A 17,444-nucleotide genomic window follows, 5' to 3' on the forward strand; every position below is an offset into this window, starting at 1 on the left:
GTTTTGTTAATTTTCGGTTCGGTTTATACTCGTAAACCTAAAACTTTTCAAAATGGTTTACAAGTCGATTATGACAACGGACGATCTCGCCTTTGATAGCCGCCACATCTGGCATCCCTATACCTCCATGACCACTCCGTTACCGGTTTATCCGGTGGTTTCTGCCGAAGGCTGCGAACTGCAGCTGGCCGACGGCGAACGCCTGGTTGACGGTATGTCATCGTGGTGGGCGGCGATTCACGGCTACAATCACCCGCGCCTGAACGCGGCGATGAAAACGCAGATTGACCAGATGTCGCATGTGATGTTTGGCGGCATTACCCACCCTGCTGCCGTGGCGCTGTGCCGTAAACTGGTCGCGATGACCCCCGCGCCGCTGGAGTGCGTTTTCCTTGCTGACTCTGGCTCCGTTGCGGTCGAAGTCGCGATGAAAATGGCGTTGCAGTACTGGCAGGCCAAAGGCGAGCCGCGCCAGCGTTTCCTCACCTTCCGTAACGGCTACCACGGTGACACTTTTGGCGCGATGTCGGTGTGCGATCCGGATAACTCCATGCACAGTCTGTGGAAGGGCTATCTGCCGGAGAACCTGTTTGCACCCGCACCGCACAGCCGCTTTGACGGCGAATTTGACGAATACGATATGGTGGCGTTTGCCCGCCTGATGGCCGCACATCGCCATGAAATTGCGGCAGTGATCCTCGAACCGGTCGTGCAGGGCGCAGGGGGCATGCGGATGTACCATCCTGAGTGGCTGAAGCGGATCCGTAAAATGTGCGACCGGGAGGGAATTTTGCTGATTGCTGACGAAATCGCCACCGGATTTGGCCGCACCGGCAAGCTTTTCGCCTGCGAACATGCGGGCATCAGCGCCGATATTCTGTGCCTGGGCAAAGCGTTAACCGGCGGAACGATGACGCTGTCAGCGGCCATCACTACCCGCGAGGTGGCCGAAACCATCAGCAACGGCGAAGCCGGCTGCTTTATGCATGGGCCGACCTTTATGGGCAACCCGCTGGCCTGCGCCGTGGCTGCCGAAAGTCTGGCGCTGCTGGAAAGCGGCGAATGGCAAACGCAGGTCGCCGCCATCGAGCGACAGCTTAAGCGCGAACTGGCCCCTGCTGCCGATGCACCGCTGGTTGCCGATGTGCGTGTACTGGGTGCTATTGGCGTCGTGGAAACGCGCTACCCGGTGAACATGGCCCAGCTTCAGCGTTTCTTCGTGGAGCAAGGCGTGTGGATTCGCCCGTTTGGCCGCCTTATTTATCTGATGCCGCCGTACCTCATCACCACGCAGCAGCTGACGCGCCTGACCCGTGCGGTCTGCCTCGCCGTCGAGCAGGAAACATTTTTTATCCAATAAGCTGCGGTAATCTGCGCGGCTAACCGCTACACTCCTTGGTTAATCAGTAGATTAACCAAGGAGGCAGTTGATGAAATTAGTCAGCCACGACCTGCGTGACGGCGAGAAACTCCCCCAGCGCCAGGTGTTCAACGGGATGGGCTACGACGGCGAAAACCTTTCACCGCATCTGGCATGGGATGACGTGCCGGCGGGGACCAAAAGCTTTGTTGTGACCTGCTTCGACCCGGACGCGCCAACCGGCTCGGGCTGGTGGCACTGGATTGTTGCCAACCTGCCAGCGGACACCCGCGAACTGCCCACCGGCGCTGGCTCTGGTCTGGTCGGCCTGCCCGCCGGCGCGCTACAAACCCGCACCGATTTTGGTAAAGCTGGCTATGGTGGCGCAGCACCACCGAAAGGCGAAACTCACCGCTATATCTTTACCGTCCACGCGCTGGACGTAGATAAGATAGACGTCGATGAAGGTGCAAGCGGCGCAATGGTCGGCTTTAACGTCCATTTCCATAGTTTGGGCAGCGCATCGCTGACCGCGCTTTTTAGCTAATCTCACGGCCTATACTTTGAGCCCCGCAGGGAAACCTCGCGGGGCTTTTTTATGCCGACAGCCGCACGGTGTAATTTTCTGACGAAAAAACGATGAACCAGGAGAGTCAAAAGACGGGGCGAGAAGAAGGTAAAATTATCTTGTGAATATGATCACAATTCAAAAACAAACACACCAACACAAAAAGTGATTTTAGTCACAAAAATAAGCTCAACATGCGCGATATTTTAACTTTGTAGCCGACTTACAGGCTTTTTATGTGACGAGCATCACCAAAAACACCCTTTAATCGGCCCCATGATAGTGACGCAGATCACAAACACCCCCTGGGGTACGCGAGACGAAAACGGCGTGATAGAGTCGATTTTGCATACAGAACGACTGGATGGTTTTTGGCGAAACCACCACAACTATTACGCGCGCAACATCTAACGCGCACCACAAGGGGTGTTTTTATGTTATCACCAGATATCAAGGTCAAGGTACAGAATTTTGGCCGCTTCCTCAGCAATATGGTGATGCCCAATATTGGCGCATTCATTGCCTGGGGTTTGATTACCGCACTGTTTATTCCTACCGGCTGGCTGCCGAATGAGACGCTGGCCAAACTGGTCGGCCCGATGATCACCTATCTGCTGCCGCTGCTCATCGGCTACACCGGCGGTCGCCTGATTGGTGGCGAGCGCGGCGGCGTCGTTGGCGCAATTACTACCATGGGCGTGATCGTCGGTGCCGATATGCCGATGTTTATGGGAGCCATGATTGCCGGGCCGTTGGGCGGCTGGGCAATCAAACGCTTTGACCGCTGGGTCGACGGTAAGATCAAAAGCGGCTTTGAGATGCTGGTGAACAACTTCTCCGCCGGGATTATCGGCATGCTGCTGGCAATGCTCTCCTTCCTGGCCATCGGGCCAATGGTCGAGCTGCTGTCTAAAGCACTGGCGACCGGCGTCAACGTGATGGTACAGAACAACCTGCTGCCGTTAACCTCGATCTTTGTCGAACCGGCGAAAATTCTGTTCCTCAATAATGCGATCAACCACGGCATTTTCTCACCGCTGGGCATTCAGCAGGCAACGGAAACCGGCAAGTCTATCTTCTTCCTGATTGAAGCCAACCCGGGTCCGGGTCTGGGTATTCTGCTGGCATACATGTTCTTCGGTAAAGGCAGCGCCAAGCAGTCGGCAGGCGGTGCAGCGATCATTCACTTCTTCGGCGGTATTCACGAAATTTATTTCCCATACGTGCTGATGAACCCGCGTTTAATTCTGGCGGTCATTCTTGGCGGCATGACCGGCGTCTTTACCCTGACGCTGTTCAACGCAGGCCTGGTTTCCCCGGCCTCTCCGGGCTCTATCTTTGCGGTGTTGCTGATGACGCCGAAAGCGTCGCTGATTGGTGTAGTACTGTCGATTCTGGCGTCAACGCTGGTCTCTTTCCTCACGGCCTCGATGCTGCTTAAACGCGTTCGCGTGGGTGATGAAGAGAGCAACGGCCTGGCGGAAGCCACCCGCCGTATGCAGAGCCTGAAACAGCAGTCTAAAACCGGCGGCAAACCGTCTGGCGAAATCCCGCAGCCGGCGCTGGATCTGGCGAAAGATTTGCACCACGTGCGTAAAATTATCGTAGCCTGCGATGCCGGAATGGGCTCGAGCGCCCTTGGTGCAGGCGTACTGCGCAAAAAGGTGAAGGATGCTGGTCTGAACCATATTTCGGTGACCAACTGCGCCATCAATAGCCTGCCGGAGGATGTCGACCTGGTCATCACCCACCAGGACCTTACCGAACGCGCCATGCGCTTTGCGCCGCAGGCGATGCATATGTCGCTGAGCAACTTCCTCGACAGCGGCCTGTACACCGATCTCACCACCCGTCTGCTGGCCGCGAAGCTACCGCCCGCAGCCAACGATAGCCGACTGATTAATCAGACCATTATCGCCGCCAACGACGATGCATTCACGCCTGGCGAGCGCGAGGAAAACCTGTTTAAGCTCAGCGCCGATAACATTTTCCTCAACCTGACCGCCGCCAATAAAGAACAGGCCATTCGTTTTGCTGGCGAAATGCTGGTATCCGGCGGCTACGTCGAGCCGGATTACGTTGACGCCATGCTGGCGCGGGAAGCGTTAACCACCACCTACCTCGGAGAGTCCATTGCCGTGCCGCACGGCACCGTAGAAGCCAAAGACCGCGTGCTGCGCACCGGGATTGTTATTTGCCAGTACCCGCAGGGCGTCCGCTTTGGCGATGAACCGGACGATATCGCCCGCCTGGTCATCGGCATTGCCGCACGCAACAACGAGCACGTTCAGGTTATCGCCCGTCTGGCCAACGCGCTGGACGATAAGGACGTGATTGAACGCCTGGCGCAAACCACCAGCGTCCAGGAGATTTTACAACTCCTGTCCGGCGAGCAAGCGGCATAAGGTCTCGGGGGCCTCAGCCCCCGGCTACGGATTTTTTTCGAGGTAAACAGCAATGAAAGCAATTCATTTTGGCGCAGGGAATATTGGCCGCGGCTTTATCGGTAAACTGCTGGCGGACGCCCAGGCGGAGCTCACCTTCGCCGATGTTAATCAACCGTTGGTCGATCAACTGGCGCACCAGCAGCATTATCAGGTCAACGTAGTGGGTGAAAATGCGCGCGTCGAGCAGGTCAGCCGCATTAGCGCCATCTACAGCAACAGCCCGGACGCTATCGCGCAGATTGCGCAGGCCGATATCATCACCACCGCCGTAGGCCCGCAGGTGCTCAGCAAAATCGCCAGCACCCTGGCCCAGGGGTTGATCGCCCGCTTTGAGCGCGGCAACGCGCAGCCGATGAATATTATCGCCTGCGAAAACATGGTGCGCGGCACCAGCCAGCTCAAGCAGCACGTGCTGCAGGCAATGCCCATCGCGCTGCACGGGTGGGTGGAAGAACACATTGGCTTTGTCGATTCGGCAGTCGATCGCATCGTGCCACCGGGGACCGCGGCAAACGACGATCCACTGGACGTCACCGTTGAAACCTTTAGCGAGTGGATTGTCGACAGCACCCAGTTCAAGGGGGCGCTGCCGGAGATTGCTGGCATGGAACCCACCAGCAATCTGATGGCCTACATCGAACGTAAACTGTTCACGCTCAACACCGGTCACGCTATCACGGCCTACCTTGGTCAACTGGCTGGCTACCGGACCATTCGCGAGTCCATTCTGGACCCGGCTATTCGTGAGGTGGTGAAAAACGCCATGACCGAAAGCGGCGACGTGCTGATTAAGCGCTACGCCTTCGATTCGCAGCAGCATGCCGCCTACATCGACAAAATTCTGACCCGCTTCGAAAACCCATACCTGCACGATGAGGTCGAACGCGTAGGCCGTCAGCCGCTGCGTAAATTGAGCGAGAACGATCGCTTAATCAAACCGCTGCGCGGCACGCTGGAGTACGCGCTGCCGAACCGGCACCTGATAATCGGCATTGCCGCCGCGTTACGCTATCGCAGCCACCAGGACCCGCAGGCGCAAGAAATGGCAAACCTGCTGGAGGAAAAAGGGGTAACAAGCACGGTTAATCAGGTTTGTGGGCTGCATGACCAGCCAGAGCTTGTCGCACAGATCGTGAATGTGTATAACGCCATGCAACGTTAACGACGATGTCACCCCATAGGACAGGCGCGGCTGCCGTAGGCGGCCGCTGCCGATAAGAAGGGTAAAATGAAACTGAATCGCCTGCGCATGAACGCGCAACCCGAAAGCGAAAAGCCACACCCAAAGGACTCGGCTCCAGAGAAACCACCATTTGCAAAAAGCAACGCAACGATGATGGCCCCAATGGACGACGCACACCTTAATCAGAATCAGGCGGTGGAAAACCGCATCCTGGAGCGGCTGAACGCCCGCCAGACGTTGACCGGTTTTATTCAGACCGCCGTCGGGCTGCTGTCCGAAGCGGTGGATCAGCTCATCCTCCAGGCCTTTCGTAAAGATGATTACGCCGTTAAATACGCGGTAGAGCCGCTGCTGGAAGGCAGCGGGCCGCTGGCAAACCTGCCGGTGCGGCTCAAGCTTATCTACGCTCTGGGCGTGATCAGCCGCGATGAATACGAAGACGTCGAACTGCTGCTGGCGCTGAATAACGAGCTGGCGCATGAGAACAAAATCTACAGCTTTACCGACGATGAAATCCTGGGCCCTATCAATATGCTGCACTGCATGACAGCACTCCCGCCGCCGCCTACGCTACACCTGCCGGAAGACGTGGTTGATGATGCGCTAAGAACCATGCAGGAACAGCGTTATCAGCAGATGGTCCGCTCAACGCTGGTGCTCAGCATTACGGATTTAGTGACCAGTCTGGCGCATAAGAAAGCGTTTTAAGCGCTGTCGACAGCGGATGGATAATACCCATAATAGGGCCCTCGCCTTTGCCATCCGCAGTTCTTTGCTTTTCGTTGACATAAGTCGGCAAAAAACCGGCGTTTTTTTTATCAGCGCATCTTCCCGTTTCGCTCAACTTAGTATAAAAAGGCTGCTTTTACAGGATTCTCTTTCACTTACTTAGCCTGGAGCAACATGAACACTTTCTCGGTTTCTCGTCTGGCGCTGGCATTGGCTTTTGGCGTGACACTGACGGCTTGCAGCTCAACCCCTGCGGATCAGCGTCCGTCCGATCAGACCGCGCCAGGGACCTCTTCCCGCCCGGTGCTGTCGGCAGATGAAGCGCAAAACTTTACCGCCGCGCGTTACTTCGCTTCGCTTGACCCTAACGCTGCAGCCTGGTCGCCGTCGTCTATCGCCGTGCCGGCGAAAGCAGACTTCGTGGTTGGCCCAGCCGGTACCCAGGGCGTGACGCACACCAGCATTCAGGCCGCCGTTGATGCCGCTATCGCGCGCCACAGCAGCTCACGCATCTATATTGCCGTGCTGCCAGGTGAGTATCAGGGCACCGTTTATGTGCCGGCCGCTCCGGGCAGCCTGACCATCTACGGTACCGGCGAGAAAGCGATTGATGTCAAAATCGGTCTGGCCATCGATTCTGAAATCGACCCGGCAAGCTGGCGTAAGCTGGTTAACCCAGGCGGTAAATACATGCCGGGCAAACCGGCGTGGTACATGTTTGACAGCTGCCAGAGCAAGCGCAGCGCCACGATTGGCGTCATGTGCTCGGCGGTCGTCTGGTCGCAGAACAACGGTCTGCAGCTGCAAAACCTGACGATTCAAAATACCCTGGGCGACAGCGTCGATGCAGGGACTCACCAGGCGGTCGCGCTGCGGACCGATGGCGATAAAACCCAGCTTAACAACGTCAATGTGCTGGGCCGTCAGAATACGTTCTTCGTCACCAACAGCGGTGTTGATAACCGTCTGCAGAACAATCGCCAGACCCGTACGCTGGTCAGCAACAGCTACCTCGAAGGCGATGTGGATATCGTTTCCGGCCGTGGCGCGGTGGTGTTCGACAACACCGATTTCCGCGTAGTGAACTCGCGTACCCAGCAGGAAGGCTATGTCTTCGCACCTGCGACGTCATCCAACATCTTCTACGGTTTCCTCGCCACCAACAGCCGCTTCACCGCTTCCGGTGACGGCGTAGCGCAGCTGGGCCGCTCGCTCGACGTCGACAGCAACACCAACGGCCAGGTCGTGATCCGCGATAGCGTGATTAACGAAGGCTTTAACGTCGCGAAACCATGGGCTGACGCCGCCGTTTCTAAACGTCCGTTCAGCGGCAACACCGGCGCGCAGGACGAAAAAGGTCAGCTGAAGCGCGACCTCAACGACCGTAACTTCAACCGCATGTGGGAATACAACAACCGCGGCGTGGGAAGTCATATCGTGGCCGAGCCGAAGAAATAATCCGCCATCAATAGAAAAAGGCCCATGACATCATGGGCCTTTTTTATATCTGAAGCTTTAACGGAATCAACTAACGCATTGTTTTAAAAGAAAAAAACTTAAAAAATAACGCTGTACTGTGACAGCGATAACATCATGACAATGAGAGATCATGACATCCTTACAACATCAAAGCTCAGGTCTTGTTAAGGATGTCGTGCAATGAAGATCAATAAAAAAAACAAATTGCCCATGTATGCGCAGCTCTTTGAAATTGTCACGCAGAAAATTAACGCTGGCGAACTCAAGGCGGGCCAACAATTACCTTTTGAGCGAGAATTATGCTTGCAGTATGAAATCAGCCGCACTACCGTGCGCCAGGCGATGGCCGAGCTGGAAAAAGAAGGGTTTATCAAAAAAATACACGGCAAAGGTATTTTTGTTCGCGAGCAAGCGGTGAAGCAAAGCCTCATTACCGTTTATAGTTTTCATGAAGAAATGATGCGTTTAAATAAAACGCCAGGCACCACCCTGCTCCACTTCAGTCTGAGCAGCGCGCCAACGCGGATCGCGCAAAAACTGAATACTGAAAATCCTGTTTATCATATTATTCGTCTACGCTCCGCCGACTATGAGCCTATCTTATATGAAGAAACCTATCTTACTAGTGTTCTTTTCCCTGAGCTAACGCAGGAGGATATTGAAACGTGTGGTTTATATAATGCTATAAAAGAAAAGTATAACATTTCCGTTCGCCGGGCGATTGATACATTCAGAGCGATAAATATTAAACCAGATATTGCCAGACATCTGAATGAAACTCCTGGTGCGCCTGGCTTGCAGATTGAGCGCATTGCATTTTTAGATAATACACCAATTGAATACACCGTCGAAATAGCTCGCGGTAGTCAATTCGAATACACCATTGAATTACAAGGCGTGACGCTGAACTCATCAATTACAGCTGTTTGATCAATTCCTGCTCACACGCCTTTTTAATAAGCCGTTAATTAATTTAACCGTATTATAAAGGAGTGACCTGAATGAAATTAACCGTATTAGGCGGTGGCGGCGTTCGCGCGCCATATCTTGCCAAAACGTTAGCATTACAGTCAAAGCAGCTCGCACTGACTGAAATATGCTTTATGGATATTAACGAAGAGAAACTGACTATTTATGGCGGGCTAGCCCGGGCTATTGCAAAGAAAATAAATCCTGATTTAACGATTTCCCTGACCACCAGCCCACGGACTGCACTGACCGACGCAAATTATGTTATCACCACGCTACGCGTTGAAGGGGATGCCGGGCGCGTTTTTGATGAAAAACTGGCTCAGAAATACAATATTCTGGGCCAGGAAACCACCGGCATTGGCGGATTTGCGATGGCCCTGCGATCCATTCCTGTCTTAAAAGAGTATCTCGAACTGGCCCGCCAGGTTTCCGCCAAAGGGGTACTGTTCTTCAATTTCACCAACCCATCAGGGCTGGTTACCCAGGCGTTGATTAATGCCGGTTACGACAATGTTTATGGCATTTGTGATGGCCCTGCGAGCTTCATGCGTGAAATAGCAAAACTGCTGGACGTCGACATTATGCGTTTCTCAGCAACCTGCTATGGTCTGAATCATCTCTCGTTCTACCGCGATTTCACCGTCGACGGTAAAGACGTCAGCGCGCAGATCCTGGCCCATCAGCAGTTGTTCAAAGAGACGGAGATGAAGCTGTTCGACGAAGCAACCATCGACGTTTTACAACAAGAGCTCCCCAATGAGTATCTCTACTTTTATTTCAACCATCAGGCCATTATTACCTCGATAGCTCGCCACGGTTGCGCGCGCGGTGAGACGATTCAAAACATTAATCAGCGGATGCTGGACGAGCTGCGCGCGAATCAATCAGCCAGTATAGAGCAGCAATTTGCTATTTTTGCGCACCATCTGCTGGAGCGAGAAAACTCTTACTTTGCGATTGAAAGCGACGGCCGCCGGGATAACCACTATAAAGCACTCAGCCTCCCGGAGTTTATTGCCGCTCCAGATACCGGCGGCTACTCGGGAATCGCGCTGAATATTATCAGGGGATTACAGAATAAACCTGCGTGGCCAATGACGATTCTGGTGAAAAACAACGACAGCATCCGCCAGTTGCATCCCGATGATGTCATTGAGATAACCTGCGATATGCATGACGGCAAAATAATGCCGCGACGCGTCGACGATCTGCCGGCCTATCAGAGCCACATCATCAGTACGATCAAACGCTTTGAAAACCTGACGATTCACGCGATTGAGCAGCGTTGTAAAAAGAGCGCAATTCGGGCGCTCATGGTACATCCGCTGATTAATGACTACACCATCGCCACGCAGATTCTCAATGAGCTACTCGCCGAATATCAGGCCTACACCGGGGAGTGGCGCTAATGGAACTGGCGATATGTTCTCAACAGCAGTTTTCCCGCGTGCTCGGCGACGCCATCATTGATGCTCTTCAGCAAGAAGGCACCGTATGCCTGGCTTCGGGCGATACGCCTCAGCGAGCCTATCAGTACGTTGCCGCAGAATATCAACGTCGCCGCTTCCCGCTGCGCGCAACGCTCGTTGGGCTTGATGAGTGGGTCGGGCTCGGTCAGCAGGATGAAGGCAGCTGCCAGTACGCAATGCATCACGACCTGTATCAACATTTAGCGCTGCGCCCCGGCCAACTCCAGCAGTTCGACGCTACGCATACCGGAGAGGCGTTGGAACACGAGTGCCACCGCATAAACCAGCTGCTGGCCGAACGGCCGCTGCGCCTGACGCTACTCGGGATAGGTCAGAATGGCCATCTTGGTCTCAATGAGCCCGGCAGCGCATTCAACTCGCTGGCGCACATCTCCAACCTTAGCGAAACAACCATTCGCGTTGCACAGAAGTATTTCCCGACAGCCACCCGCCTGCATCAGGGCATTACGCTTGGCATTGGTAATATTCTTGCCAGTGAACACATTATCATTGCCGCTAGCGGCGCGCATAAACGCAATATTGTGCAGCGCCTGCTGTTTACGCCCCCGAACGAAAACTTCCCGGCCACCAGCTTAAAACAGCACGCCAATACGATACTGCTGCTGGATGATGCCGTGTTTAACGTGGAGAGTATTTTATGACTGACGAACAACGGTGGTTCAGCATTATAGCCTGCGCCGGAGAAAGCTTTTCGCAGCTCAATGCCGCGTTACAGGCCGCCAAAAGCGGCGATATCACGCAGGCTGAGGCTTATTTTCACGAATCGGAAGTTAACCTTCAGCGGGCCCATCATATTCAAAGTGAATCGTTACAAGGGGAAATCAGCGGCCAACCGATCGCATTTTCTCTGCTTTTTGTTCATGCCCAGGATCATTTAATGAACGTCCTGCTGGCGCAGAATATTTATCGCGAATTTATCGAACTGTATAAAAATAAATAATCGAGGCCCCAATATGAACTATCAGAATTTATCCATTCTTCTCGTCTGTAACCTCGGAGCATCGACTAGCGTGATGGTGAGTAAAATGCGCGAGGTTGTCGATAACAGTGAAGTACTGAAAGGCCAGAATATTCGTATCGATGCCCGCAGCGCTGGTGATCTAAATACCTATATCGCTGATTACGATTTGGTGATGGTCGGCCCGCAGATGAAGCATAAATTTCCCGAGCTTGCGGCCATCGCCGGGCAATATGCTAAACCCATTGAAGTTATCGACAGCCAGGCCTACGGGCTTGCTGATGGCGCATTAATATTGAAACAAGCACTCTATTTATATCATCTTAATCGGCCTGCCAAGGAAGGTGTAAAATGACAGCCTCACAGCCGTTTCTCAAGAAATTTGAGCAACACATGGTCTATATTGCAACCCGGATTGAGCAGAATCGTTTTATCTCATCGATAAAAAATGGAATGATTAGCTTAATGGCGATTCTGATGGTAGGTTCCATCAGCTTAATCATTACGGGGTTAGGCAGTTTGTTTTCCCCCGATACGGCTATCAGCCATTTTTTTGCGCAATACGGGGCTTTATTTCAACTGCCTTTTACCTATACCTTCGGTCTGCTTTCGGTTTATTGTGCCATTACCATTAGCTACCACCACACGCAAAAAATCAACGTTGCCCCCCTTTACCCCATTATCAGTTCGGTGATGGTAACGATGATTCTGAACAGCAAGATTGTTGAGGGTAATATTAATATTGCGTTTTTAGACTCTCGCGGCCTGTTCGTTGCCATTATTGCCTCACTGGCAACCGTGGAATTTATTAGCTGGGCCTATCGCAAGAAAATCACCATCCGCATCGGCGGATTGCCAGATATGATTGCCAAAACCTTCGAATCAATATTCCCTTTGCTTTTTGTCGTTATAGCAGCCTGCGCAATGACCATTACCAGCCAGAGCCTGTTCAACCAGCAGATTGTGCCCGAACTGTTCACGACTGCGCTGGCGCCGGCCGTCAGTGGCATCGATTCCGTCTGGGGGGTCTTCATCATCATTCTGCTGGAGATGATTTTCTGGTTTTTCGGCCTCAACGGTTACGCGATTCTCATCGGTTTTACGCTGCCATTTATGACGCAATACCTGTCGCTGAATGCAGCAAACTTTGCGCAGGGCCTGCCGACGGAACACGTATTTACCGAAGGCTGGTGGGGCGCATTTGCCGCCTGTACGGGCTCAGGGATTACCGGTGCCATCGCCCTTCTTGGCTTAATGAGCAGAGCACCGCAGCTGAAGGCGGCGGGGAAAGCAGCCATCGTCCCCTCTCTGTTTGGTATTTCTGAACCGGTGGTCTACGGTTTTCCAATCGCCTTTAACCCTTACTTTTTCTTTCCGTTCGTGCTCGGGACACCGATCCTGGCGTCACTGACGTACTTAGTTTTCGACATGGGCTTTGTTGGCGGGCCGGTGGCCCAGGTTGGCGGAATACCAACACCTATTGCCCAGTACTTTATCACGATGGACTGGCGTGCGCCGATCGTCGCGGTACTGGTGATTCTGGCGGGATTATTGATGTATTACCCATTTTTTAAGATGTATGAACGCAGCATTCTCAACAAAGAGAGTGAAATGCAGGCACAGCGGGATAAATATGATGCGTTGAATCTGGACTTCTGATGACGTAAACCACCTGCGCGAGCAGGTGGTTTAACCGCCACGATTAGTGCGCGTACACCACCACCCACATCGGGCCCTGCCCTACGGCATAGCGCCCTTTTTCCTGTAGCAACCCTTGCTCACCGGCAATTTCATACACCGCAATGTGATGCGATTTCTGCCCAGCGGCAATCAGGTATTTACCGCTGTGATCGATATTGAAGCCACGCGGCTGGGTTTCGGTCGGCTGGAAGCCTTCCAGCGACAGTACGCTGCCATCTTCAGAGACGCTAAAGACGGTGATCAAGCTAGAGGTACGGTCGCAGGCGTACAGGTGACGGCCATCCGGAGTGATGTGGATATCCGCCGCCCAGCGCGTACCGGTGAAATCATGCGGCATCATATCCAGCGTCTGAACGCATTCGATTTTGCCGTACGGATCTTTCAGCTCCCACACATCAACGGTGCTGTTTAGCTCGTTGACGCAATAGCCATACTGCTCGTTCGGATGGAACACCATGTGACGCGGGCCCGCGCCCTCTACGGTGGTCACCTCCGCCGGCGTTTGCTCCGCCAGGAAGCCGTCGTCGCTGAGGGTAAACAGGCAGATACGATCCTGCTTCAGCGCCGGTACCCACAGGGTACGGTTATCCGGTGAGATATTCGCCGAGTGACAGCCTTCCAGCCCTTCCACCACCGTCACGGTATCGCGCGGAAGACCGTCTTGCAGGCGAATCACCGCCACGTTGGCCTGGTTGTAAGAGGCGCTGAAGATAAAGTTGCCTTTACGATCGGTGGAAATGTGAGTCGGGCTACCCGGCAGCGGCGCTTCGGCAGCATAGGTCAACGCACCGTCGTCCGGTGCAATACGGTAGGCCAGCACGCGGAACTCCGGGCGCACGCCGACGTACAAATAGCGTTTATCAGGGCTGATGACCATCGGCTGCACCTGCCCCGGAACATCCACCACCTGGACCAGCTTCAGGCTGCCGTCATGGTTCAACGTCCAGACGTGGATCTGCTGGCTCTCGGGGCTGGCGGTATAAACGGTCTGTTTCATGAACACTCCTTTCTGAAAACACATAATTTGCGGCTATTTATCACACCATTTTGCCGCGCAGGTATCTCGGTGTACCATCCTGCACAGCAAATTTTCTCTTTAACGCGAGACAACATTATGACTGCACGTGTGATTGCCCTGGATCTGGACGGAACGCTCCTGACACCAAAGAAAACCTTACTGCCCTCTTCGCTGGAGGCGCTGAATCGCGCCAAAGCGGCAGGCTATCACTTAATGATCGTCACCGGTCGTCATCACGTTGCCATTCATCCTTTTTATCAGGCACTGGCGCTGGATACACCTGCAATTTGTTGTAATGGCACTTACTTGTATGATTATCAAGCGAAAAAAGTACTGGATGCCGATCCTATGCCGGTTGATAAAGCCCAGCAGCTGATCGCTTTGCTTGATGAACACAAGGTGCATGGCCTGATGTACGTCGACGATACCATGATGTACCAGTACCCAACCGGCCATGTGGTGCGAACCAGCAACTGGGCGCAGAGCTTGCCGGAGGCGCAGCGCCCGTCGTTTACCCAGGTCGACTCGCTGGCACAGGCGGCACGCGAGGTAAAAAACGTCTGGAAGTTTGCCCTGACCGATGAAGATGGCGAAAAACTGCAAAACTTTGCCAAGCACGTTGAACAGACGCTACAGCTGGAATGCGAGTGGTCGTGGCACGATCAGGTCGATATTGCGCGCCAGGGTAACAGCAAAGGTAACCGTCTGACGCAGTTCATCACCGCACAGGGCTGGTCGATGCGCGACGTGGTGGCCTTCGGCGATAACTTTAACGACATCAGTATGCTTGAAGCGGCCGGCACCGGCGTAGCGATGGGCAACGCGGATGATGCGGTGAAGGCGCGCGCTAACGTGGTGATCGGTGACAACACCACTGATGCTATCGCCGACTATATCAATACCCACCTGCTGTAATCAGGCGGTGATCGATACGCTCTTCACCTGCGCATAGAGCCACTGGCCTGGCTTCACCGCCAGGTCATCGCGGGCCCACGGGCTAATGCGCGCCCACAGCGTGCGGCCGCTGACGTCCAGCTGCACTTCGACCTGACCGTTGTCGTCATAGCACTGCTGGACTTTCGCATGCAGTACGTTGCGAATACTGGTGTGCGGCGAAGGCTGTAGCACCAGCGACACATCGGTTGCCTGAATACGCACGCGAACGGCGCTCTGCAACGGCTTGTCGAGTTTATTCACCCAGATGTGCTGATCGCCCAGCGCCAGCGCCGTCATCGCGTAGTGCGGATGGTGTTCCAGCACCGTCACGCGCAGAATGCTGCTCTGCTGATCCTGCGGCAGCCACGGATGCATTACGCTGCTGCCCCACACCTCTTCCAGATTGCCAAACGCCTTCACCTTGCCGCCTTCCAGCACCAGCACCTTGTCAGCCAGGTGCAAAATTTCATCCAGCGAGTGGCTGACGTAGAGCATCGGTATATTGATCTCTCGCGCCAGACGCTGAAGATACGGCAGCAGCTCGCGCTTGCGCGGGATATCCAGCGAGGCCAGCGGCTCATCGAGCAACAGCAGCTCCGGCGCGGTCAGCAGCGCACGGCCAATCGCCACGCGCTGTTTTTCGCCGCCGGACAGGCTGCCCGGCAGCCGGTCGAGCAACGGCTCAATACCGAGCAGCGAGACCAGCTTATCGAACTGCTCAGCCATGCTTTTTGCCATCCCATAGCGCAGATTGCCGCGTACCTTGTAATGCGGGAACAGGCGCGCATCCTGGAACACATAGCCGATGCGTCGTTTCTCCGGTGCCAGGCAAATTCCCTGTTCAGCATCATTCAGCACGCGGTCGTTGAGCACAATGCGCCCTTGCTGCGGCGTCGTCAGTCCGCTGATGGCGTTAATCAGGGAAGTTTTTCCCGCGCCCGAGACGCCGAAAACGGCGGTAATGCCGGAAGCCGGCAGCGATTCATTGATCTCCAGACAGTGCGTGCCCAGCGTCTGGCTAAAATTCAGCTCCAGCATGATTTACGCCCCCATCCTGCGGCGGCTAATGCCTGCCAGCCATTCGGAAATCATCAGGGAAATCAGCGCCAGTACGATAGAAATCAGACACAGACGCGCCGCAGCGCTTTCGCCGCCGGGGGTCTGAATCAGGGTATACATGGCCGAAGGAATGGTGCGTGTTTCGCCGGGAATATTCGACACAAAGGTGATCGTGGCACCAAACTCGCCGAGCGAGCGGGCAAACGCCAGTACGGTACCGACAATAATCCCCGGCAGCATCAACGGCAGCGTAATGGTACCAAATACCCGCCAGCGCCCCGCCCCTAAGGTGCGAGCCGCCTGTTCAAGCTTAACGTCGACGTTTTCCAGCGCCAGACGGATCGCCCTGACCATCAGCGGGAACGACATCACCGCCGCCGCAATCACCGCGCCGCGCCAGCTAAAAGCGAAGGTCAGGCCAAACCAGTCATACAACCAGCTACCGATAAAGCCTCGGCGGCCCATCGCTACCAGCAAAAGATACCCCACAACCACCGGCGGGAGCACCAGCGGGAGGTGAAGAAGCCCGTCGAGCAGGGCTTTTCCGGGGAAGTTGCGCCGTACCAACAGCCAGGCAAAAAAAACCCCAAACGGCAGGCTAAATACCACAGCCAGGGAAGATACTTTCAGGCTCAGCATTACCGCCTGCCATTCGGGATCGGTCAATATCATTAGCGAGTCGTAAATCCGTAATGTTTAAAAATCTCAGACGCCTGCGGGCCTTTCAGATAATCATAGAACGCCGAGACGGTGGCATTTTTATGGCCATCGATAATGGCAATCGGGTATTCCACTTTCTGATGAGAGTCTTCCGGGAACGTGCCGACAACTTTAACACCTTTGCTGGCGACCGCGTCAGAACCGTACACAATACCCAACGGTGCTTCGTTGCGTTCCACCAGCGCCAGCGCGCCACGCACGTCTTCTGCCGGGGCCAGTTTCGACGACAGCGTTTCCCATGCGCCCAGCTTCTGCAGCGCTTCTTTCGCGTAGATGCCTGCCGGTACGTGATCCGGATCGCCTACCGCTAGACGGCCGCCTTTCAGCAGGCTGGTCCAGTTGGTTTTTGCATCGACAGTAATATCGCTCTGCTCGCTGGCCTTCGGCGCAACAACGACCAGGCTGTTGCCCAGCAGCGTTTCACGTGTCGCAGTATCAATCGCTTTTTTATCCACCGCATAGTCCATCCACTTCTGGTCAGCGGAGATAAACAGGTCTGCCGGCGCGCCGGCTTCAATCTGGCGAGCCAGCGTTGAGGAAGACGCAAAAGAGGAGACCACGTCTACGTTTTTCTCTTTCTTATAGGCCTTCGCAATATCCTGCATCGCATTCGTCAACGACGCCGCGGCGAAAACGGTAATCTTCGCGTCATCCGCCAGCGCGTGACCCACAACGGAAAGCGATAATGTCGCCCCTGCAAACAAGCGTAACCATGAACCTGCCATTTGAAACTCCTGTAAATGTCGTTATATAAAGTAAAATACAGCGAAGAGTATAGGGGTTTTCTGACATTAATGCATTACAGATACATCAACGATCGCAGC

General features: G+C 54.4%; 17 protein-coding genes. 13 read left to right on the top strand and 4 right to left on the bottom strand.

The genetic code is table 11. From position 1 onward, the window contains the following. Nucleotides 1-70 precede the first annotated feature (70 nt). The 12 genes from bioA to H7R56_RS16655 all read left to right on the top strand — a co-directional run bounded on the left by bioA (nucleotide 71) and on the right by H7R56_RS16655 (nucleotide 12,845). Complete coding sequence (gene bioA / locus H7R56_RS16600; RefSeq protein ID WP_106924596.1) at nucleotides 71-1,360, top strand: adenosylmethionine--8-amino-7-oxononanoate transaminase; 1,290 nt, start codon at nucleotides 71-73, stop codon at nucleotides 1,358-1,360. A gap of 70 nt (nucleotides 1,361-1,430) precedes the next feature. Then, nucleotides 1,431-1,907 carry a kinase inhibitor gene (locus tag H7R56_RS16605; protein ID WP_106924597.1) on the top strand — a complete coding sequence of 159 codons (477 nt, stop codon included), beginning with the start codon at nucleotides 1,431-1,433 and terminating at the stop codon, nucleotides 1,905-1,907. A gap of 455 nt (nucleotides 1,908-2,362) precedes the next feature. Further along, nucleotides 2,363-4,333: a PTS mannitol transporter subunit IICBA gene (locus H7R56_RS16610; protein WP_106924598.1), complete on the top strand. Its 1,971-nt coding sequence runs from the start codon at nucleotides 2,363-2,365 to the stop codon at nucleotides 4,331-4,333. A 52-nt stretch (nucleotides 4,334-4,385) separates the two neighbouring features. Beyond that, on the top strand, nucleotides 4,386-5,537 hold the full coding sequence (locus H7R56_RS16615) for a mannitol-1-phosphate 5-dehydrogenase (RefSeq protein WP_106924599.1): 1,152 nt from the start codon (nucleotides 4,386-4,388) through the stop codon (nucleotides 5,535-5,537). A gap of 171 nt (nucleotides 5,538-5,708) precedes the next feature. Further along, nucleotides 5,709-6,266 carry an MltR family transcriptional regulator gene (locus H7R56_RS16620; RefSeq protein WP_223878907.1) on the top strand — a complete coding sequence of 186 codons (558 nt, stop codon included), beginning with the start codon at nucleotides 5,709-5,711 and terminating at the stop codon, nucleotides 6,264-6,266. 195 nt (nucleotides 6,267-6,461) lie between these two features. After that, nucleotides 6,462-7,745 carry a putative acyl-CoA thioester hydrolase gene (locus tag H7R56_RS16625; RefSeq protein WP_106924601.1) on the top strand — a complete coding sequence of 428 codons (1,284 nt, stop codon included), beginning with the start codon at nucleotides 6,462-6,464 and terminating at the stop codon, nucleotides 7,743-7,745. 201 nt (nucleotides 7,746-7,946) lie between these two features. Continuing rightward, on the top strand, nucleotides 7,947-8,696 hold the full coding sequence (locus tag H7R56_RS16630) for a GntR family transcriptional regulator (protein ID WP_106924602.1): 750 nt from the start codon (nucleotides 7,947-7,949) through the stop codon (nucleotides 8,694-8,696). A gap of 71 nt (nucleotides 8,697-8,767) precedes the next feature. Then, nucleotides 8,768-10,147 carry a family 4 glycosyl hydrolase gene (locus H7R56_RS16635; RefSeq protein ID WP_106924603.1) on the top strand — a complete coding sequence of 460 codons (1,380 nt, stop codon included), beginning with the start codon at nucleotides 8,768-8,770 and terminating at the stop codon, nucleotides 10,145-10,147. After that, nucleotides 10,147-10,869: a 6-phosphogluconolactonase gene (locus H7R56_RS16640; protein ID WP_106924604.1), complete on the top strand. Its 723-nt coding sequence runs from the start codon at nucleotides 10,147-10,149 to the stop codon at nucleotides 10,867-10,869. Before H7R56_RS16635 ends, H7R56_RS16640 begins: the two co-directional genes overlap by 1 nt. Further along, nucleotides 10,866-11,168 carry a PTS lactose/cellobiose transporter subunit IIA gene (locus tag H7R56_RS16645; protein WP_106924605.1) on the top strand — a complete coding sequence of 101 codons (303 nt, stop codon included), beginning with the start codon at nucleotides 10,866-10,868 and terminating at the stop codon, nucleotides 11,166-11,168. The genes H7R56_RS16640 and H7R56_RS16645 overlap by 4 nt, the downstream gene beginning before the upstream one ends. Nucleotides 11,169-11,181: 13 nt before the next feature. Further along, nucleotides 11,182-11,541 carry a PTS sugar transporter subunit IIB gene (locus H7R56_RS16650; RefSeq protein ID WP_106924606.1) on the top strand — a complete coding sequence of 120 codons (360 nt, stop codon included), beginning with the start codon at nucleotides 11,182-11,184 and terminating at the stop codon, nucleotides 11,539-11,541. After that, on the top strand, nucleotides 11,538-12,845 hold the full coding sequence (locus H7R56_RS16655; RefSeq protein ID WP_106924607.1) for a PTS sugar transporter subunit IIC: 1,308 nt from the start codon (nucleotides 11,538-11,540) through the stop codon (nucleotides 12,843-12,845). The genes H7R56_RS16650 and H7R56_RS16655 overlap by 4 nt, the downstream gene beginning before the upstream one ends. Before the next feature lie 43 nt (nucleotides 12,846-12,888). Here H7R56_RS16655 and pgl read toward each other — a convergent pair whose 3' ends face one another. After that, nucleotides 12,889-13,884: a 6-phosphogluconolactonase gene (gene pgl, locus H7R56_RS16660; RefSeq protein ID WP_106924608.1), complete on the bottom strand. Its 996-nt coding sequence runs from the start codon at nucleotides 13,882-13,884 to the stop codon at nucleotides 12,889-12,891. A gap of 117 nt (nucleotides 13,885-14,001) precedes the next feature. On the opposite strand from pgl, the gene H7R56_RS16665 reads away from it, so the two are divergent. Further along, nucleotides 14,002-14,820, top strand: a complete 819-nt coding sequence (locus H7R56_RS16665) for a pyridoxal phosphatase (protein WP_182928310.1) — start codon at nucleotides 14,002-14,004, stop codon at nucleotides 14,818-14,820. Here H7R56_RS16665 and modC read toward each other — a convergent pair whose 3' ends face one another. From modC to modA, 3 genes are read right to left on the bottom strand one after another with little or no spacing between them, the layout of a single operon-like run. Beyond that, entirely contained in the window at nucleotides 14,821-15,879 is a 1,059-nt protein-coding gene (modC, locus tag H7R56_RS16670) for a molybdenum ABC transporter ATP-binding protein ModC (RefSeq protein WP_181357958.1), read from the bottom strand. It abuts the gene before it with no gap. Between the two features lie 3 nt (nucleotides 15,880-15,882). Then, nucleotides 15,883-16,572, bottom strand: coding sequence for a molybdate ABC transporter permease subunit (gene modB, locus H7R56_RS16675; RefSeq protein ID WP_181357959.1), 690 nt, complete (start codon nucleotides 16,570-16,572; stop codon nucleotides 15,883-15,885). Further along, complete coding sequence (gene modA, locus H7R56_RS16680) at nucleotides 16,572-17,345, bottom strand: molybdate ABC transporter substrate-binding protein (protein WP_106924619.1); 774 nt, start codon at nucleotides 17,343-17,345, stop codon at nucleotides 16,572-16,574. Before modA ends, modB begins: the two co-directional genes overlap by 1 nt. Nucleotides 17,346-17,444: the final 99 nt, after the last annotated feature.

It is taken from the genome of Klebsiella sp. WP3-W18-ESBL-02, assembly GCF_014168815.1.
Taxonomy (GTDB): Bacteria; Pseudomonadota; Gammaproteobacteria; order Enterobacterales; family Enterobacteriaceae; genus Kluyvera; species Kluyvera ascorbata_B.

Excerpts from the sequence above, each read along its gene's own strand:
- bioA (WP_106924596.1), top strand. The coding sequence starts at position 71 with ATGACAACGGACGATCTCGCCTTTGATAGCCGCCACATCTGGCATCCC.
- H7R56_RS16605 (WP_106924597.1), top strand. The coding sequence starts at position 1,431 with ATGAAATTAGTCAGCCACGACCTGCGTGACGGCGAGAAACTCCCCCAG.
- H7R56_RS16610 (WP_106924598.1), top strand. The coding sequence starts at position 2,363 with ATGTTATCACCAGATATCAAGGTCAAGGTACAGAATTTTGGCCGCTTC.
- H7R56_RS16615 (WP_106924599.1), top strand. The coding sequence starts at position 4,386 with ATGAAAGCAATTCATTTTGGCGCAGGGAATATTGGCCGCGGCTTTATC.
- H7R56_RS16620 (WP_223878907.1), top strand. The coding sequence starts at position 5,709 with ATGATGGCCCCAATGGACGACGCACACCTTAATCAGAATCAGGCGGTG.
- H7R56_RS16625 (WP_106924601.1), top strand. The coding sequence starts at position 6,462 with ATGAACACTTTCTCGGTTTCTCGTCTGGCGCTGGCATTGGCTTTTGGC.
- H7R56_RS16630 (WP_106924602.1), top strand. The coding sequence starts at position 7,947 with ATGAAGATCAATAAAAAAAACAAATTGCCCATGTATGCGCAGCTCTTT.
- H7R56_RS16635 (WP_106924603.1), top strand. The coding sequence starts at position 8,768 with ATGAAATTAACCGTATTAGGCGGTGGCGGCGTTCGCGCGCCATATCTT.
- H7R56_RS16640 (WP_106924604.1), top strand. The coding sequence starts at position 10,147 with ATGGAACTGGCGATATGTTCTCAACAGCAGTTTTCCCGCGTGCTCGGC.
- H7R56_RS16645 (WP_106924605.1), top strand. The coding sequence starts at position 10,866 with ATGACTGACGAACAACGGTGGTTCAGCATTATAGCCTGCGCCGGAGAA.
- H7R56_RS16650 (WP_106924606.1), top strand. The coding sequence starts at position 11,182 with ATGAACTATCAGAATTTATCCATTCTTCTCGTCTGTAACCTCGGAGCA.
- H7R56_RS16655 (WP_106924607.1), top strand. The coding sequence starts at position 11,538 with ATGACAGCCTCACAGCCGTTTCTCAAGAAATTTGAGCAACACATGGTC.
- pgl (WP_106924608.1), bottom strand. The coding sequence starts at position 13,884 with ATGAAACAGACCGTTTATACCGCCAGCCCCGAGAGCCAGCAGATCCAC.
- H7R56_RS16665 (WP_182928310.1), top strand. The coding sequence starts at position 14,002 with ATGACTGCACGTGTGATTGCCCTGGATCTGGACGGAACGCTCCTGACA.
- modC (WP_181357958.1), bottom strand. The coding sequence starts at position 15,879 with ATGCTGGAGCTGAATTTTAGCCAGACGCTGGGCACGCACTGTCTGGAG.
- modB (WP_181357959.1), bottom strand. The coding sequence starts at position 16,572 with ATGATATTGACCGATCCCGAATGGCAGGCGGTAATGCTGAGCCTGAAA.
- modA (WP_106924619.1), bottom strand. The coding sequence starts at position 17,345 with ATGGCAGGTTCATGGTTACGCTTGTTTGCAGGGGCGACATTATCGCTT.